Source organism: Synechococcus sp. CB0205 (assembly GCF_000179255.1).
In the GTDB taxonomy this organism is placed as follows: Bacteria; Cyanobacteriota; Cyanobacteriia; order PCC-6307; family Cyanobiaceae; genus Vulcanococcus.
Map to the genome: position 1 here is coordinate 1 of NZ_ADXM01000071.1, position 4,409 is coordinate 4,409.

General features: G+C 47.6%; 2 protein-coding genes. Both read left to right on the plus strand.

Annotation, left to right across the window (positions count from 1 at the left end; translation table 11 throughout):
* Positions 1-1,297 (plus strand): C2 family cysteine protease (locus CB0205_RS15560; RefSeq protein ID WP_071778004.1); only part of this gene is annotated, 1,297 nt, incomplete at its 5' end.
* Positions 1,298-1,992: 695 nt separating this feature from the next.
* Positions 1,993-3,705 (plus strand): M10 family metallopeptidase C-terminal domain-containing protein, encoded by a 1,713-nt coding sequence (locus tag CB0205_RS15740; RefSeq protein ID WP_083797955.1) that lies wholly within the window; start codon positions 1,993-1,995, stop codon positions 3,703-3,705.
* The last annotated feature ends 704 nt before the right edge of the window (positions 3,706-4,409 follow it).

Here is a 4,409-nt window from a genome sequence, read left to right on the forward strand (position 1 = left end):
GGGGTTGCAGGATCTAGAGACCAAGGCTTCTTTTGACAGTGCCATTGGTGACTCTGTTCTCACCAAGAAGGAGCTTGAGAACCTTCTTTATAGCGCCGGAGATGGTGGCGAAGTATCAGCTCAGGAATTCAATGACCTACGTGTAATATCTGGGAACCTCTCTTCATATTTAGCACCTGACACGGCCACCTATTACCAGCAGATCTTTGACAACGTCGTCCTTGGCTCTGTAGCTAACGAATACTACACAGGCGGTCGTCTTAAGGCTGATCACTTGGGAGACCTACATGCTGGATCGTCTTCTGAACAGCTCGACAAGTTGGTCGGCAAGTGGTTTTTAGGTGCAGACTTGCCTAATCCCACTTTCCCGGGGGATGCAGCTCATAACGAACCCGACCGCATTGTGGCCTATGCAGCTGGCTCGGGTCCTCTCTTTGAAGGCGACATTGACTTTTCGGTCGTCAATCAGGGAGGTCTCGGTGATTGCTGGTTTGTAGCTGCTACCGCATCGATTGCCGAATTCAGGCCCGATACAATCAGGAGCTTATTTATTGATAATGGAGATGGCACATACGGAGTTCGATTCTGGGATATCCCTACGGGTCAAAGTCTGCCATTAGACAATAGAGGTGCTAGTGAGCATTGGGTTACCGTGAACAGGCAAGTACCTGTTTATGACAATGGACGTAGAGATAACATAGCCGGAATGAAGTCTACGCGATCTGGAGCGCTGACCGATCAGCTATGGCCTTCTCTGCTTGAAAAGGCTGCTGCACAAGCATCGGAACTTAAGCTATTTTCTGCTTATAGAGGTCTTCAGTACGGATCTAATTCTTTTGCATCTATTGACGCCGGATTTGGCGAGGGATTAGCGATGCTCGAGCCTAGCGCTGTTATCTATGGCACCAACATAGATACAGCCAGCGCAGGCTTCAGTGTGAATGCTGTCTATACCTCATTTTCTCAATGGCAGCAGTATCTGGCTGGATATGAATCGGCCATCAACGCAGGGAATGGACCTGCAATAGTTATAAGCAACAGCTGGGTGGACGCGTCTCTTAATCCTATTCCTCCAAATACAGACGGCTACACCTTTAGACCCGGTCATGCCTTTGGGATTGTCGAGTATGACCAGCCTACGACCGAGTTTACTATCTATAATCCATGGGGTATCTCCAGTCCAGGATCACGAAATATCTCTCCTTTCAAGGCGAGTTCCTCTGAGCTGTACGGCAAGTTTCTCTCTCTGCCTATCAGTGGTGATTTTCCAAATGGCTTTGCTTACAGCGTTGTTTGATTGCGTTCCTCGCTATATCTGAAGACGCTTTCTGTAGTCCTTATTCTGGACAAGTGTCGTAGTTCCCGTGATCTATTGACTCTCACACCTTGGCTTTTCAGTCAACACCTAATTCCCTTGAGATAGGAAGAGCTGTGTGTGGCATACCGTTTGGCTTTTCTCAAATACGGTCTGCTTTTAGTCCCAAGCGCCTTCTGCCGCAAATTTCCGAACCCCGAGCTCGTACTCATAAAGACTCCACGTACCCCCATAGGGGTCTCCGACCAAGCAACTGCTGACGGACAAAAAAGAGACGGGTGCCACCCCGCCTCATGAAACTGTTCCCTTGCGCCCGCCCCAACGGTCGTGAACATGTGATCCGGCAGCCGCTCAAGTGGTGATGGGTCGAGTAAGCGGATGAACGTCCTGGACAGGCTGAGGATCAAAGTTGGCCTACCATCAATCAAGACCTACAGGCAGATACTAGGAGCGAGACAAGCTCCAAATGATGTTCCTTCTTCGTCCGAATGCATCATTTTGTTGCTGATTAGGCGACCCTGGCAAGAGCTGCTAGTTTTAAATTGGAGTTCTTTAGGCTAGAGGAGTGAATAAGCCGCAATGCCAATGAATTGGAAATTGGCGCAGTTGCATAACTCTCTGACCTCGGCGTGAAGCTATTTAGTTGCTTCCCCATTCTTCATCCTTGGTGCCAAATCATGCTCGAAAGCTTTACCCTCAATGAGGCAGTTCTTGCGACTCTTCGTCGTGGTGACTCTCTTGCTACGAAACGCCTTGCGAATCTGAACTTTGGTGCTGACGGACCGCGCGCGCTTGACGGCACGGTTCCTATTTATGCAGGCCCTCTGCAGGACAGCCTGCAAGTGAGCCTTGCTTCTAATTACAACTTTGATCTTGATGCTGAGCTTCAGCGTGGCCAGGACTATTCAATTGACGGAGACCTCGATCCACAAAATCCTAATAATACATGGAGAACTTTTTTCTCTTCTAATCCTGCTGGCCAGAACCCGGAAATTGTTAAAGCATATCCTGATCGTGCTCGCGCCGGCACAGCTAGTCTGCCAAGCCTTTTTATCGAGGAAGCATTAAAAGTATACAAGTCAACTCTTGGGTTTGATTATAATCTTAATGCCCAGGTTCTGGATCCTGATAGGTCCAACGTCTTTTTAGGTGTTAATGGTATGCTGCCAGCATTTGGGAGTGCTGATACCGAAACACGAGAGCCTTTTCTTGTCGATTATGGTGGCGGACAAGTCGCTGCTTTTACGTACGTCAATCTGCCCTGGTCGACAGGAAAATATGCAGATTTTAGTTCACCAAATCATTTTTATATTCCAACCGGTCAAAGCGCTGAATACAACTGGGATTACCAGGGTACCAGCTCAACCAAGGCTCAAGCCCTTGCGCATGAAGTCTTTAAGAATACGGTTCACGAACTTGGTCATGTTTTTGGCCTTCAGCACCCTGGAAACTACAACGGTGGTCAGCCAAAAAGTAGTTCTGAGCTGATTTGGAATCAGGATAGCTTTGATGAGTCACTGATGTCATACGTGAGTCAAGATATCGCTGGCAAATTGGGTGTGAAAGATACTGATGGTGTATGGCTCTTGAATCTGACCCCAAGAACGCTTGATTTCCTTGCGTTGGATTCAATCTACGCAAAGCAGACTGACAGTGAGGGCCGTCCTTTTGGCACAAGCCGTGCTTTTAACGGTGATACCCGCTATGGTTTTGGCTCCACGATCTCTGAGGAGGAGAGTGTTGTATATGCTGGTTTGAACGAGCTTTATAATTATCGTGTCGCACTGACAATTGCCGATGGAAGTGGCATTGATACGCTTGACTTCAGCGGTTACACCAAGTCAAGTCTGATTGACTTGTATGTGATGACCGGCGATGAGTACAAAACTCGTTTTTCTCAGATTAATGGAAGTCTAAATAACCTTTCCTTGGCTGTGGGTACGGTCATTGAGAATGCCATTGGTGGATATGGAGATGACATCCTTAAAGACAACCAATTCAATAATGTCCTGATTGGTAATGACGGTAACGACCGCTTCGAGGTCTCGTCTGGATACGATGTGATCACTGGAGGTGCCGGAGTTGACCGAGTGATGGTTGCTGGCGAAGCAGGTGACTACCTCATTGGTTCTATCGATCCAGTTACAACTGTCCTACGCACTAGGGACGGTGCCAGTCAGCTCGTTTTAAAAGGCATTGAGTTCATTGAATTCCAGCCTCTAGAGGCGGTTAAGAAAACACCTTTTATCAAAACCCCAGTCCCGAGTTTGCATGCACTTGGGGATTTAGCACTAGACTCATTTCAGCTGACATTGCTAGATCAACAAAATATAAGGAACCAATTGGCCGATGTTGGGATCTTCCCTCAAACTCCATTTACCTTGATCTAGATCATTTTGGCTGCGACCTCCACCCCATATTTTCTCAGTCCTTGACAGCAGTCTGCATTCCGGTCGCAAATTTCCGAAGCCGCATCACATACCCCCACGGATGCCACTTACCCCCATAGGGGTCTGCCTCAAAGCACCTGGAGACGGACAAAAAGGAGACGGATCACCAACCTCTTATCATTTGTCTAACAGATAATAACTCTCATGGTTCTTCTGAATCTTTGTGATCCTTGACACCAGGTCCTATTCATTCAAAAATGACCAACATAAGGTAAACGATCTCTACATGCCATCTAGAGTCGTTTGCACTTACCTCCGCATTCACTCTCGGAAGCTTCTTCTTCACAGAACTTCCTTTTCTCCAGTCAGAATCTAATGTACTGAGTTGGCAGAAGTAACGGATGCATCCACTCCTACTTTCAGTCTTTGCATGACACCATGATCGCCTCCCTCCGGTCGATGCTGGAGAAGGAAGGATGAGCGCGAAGCTGCATAAACAAATATGACAGTCCCCTTTTTCGTGTTCAACAGCGATACAGTTTGCGGGTAACTGATGTGAACATGGAAACATCCCCCTTTCTTGTTGATGGCAATAACCCTTACTTCTTCTCCGGCACTGCGCCGCTGAATGAAAAGATCTACGGTTTCTCGACCGATCTTGGAGATGTAGATAGTTACTACCTAGACGCTAGACCTGGAGAGAT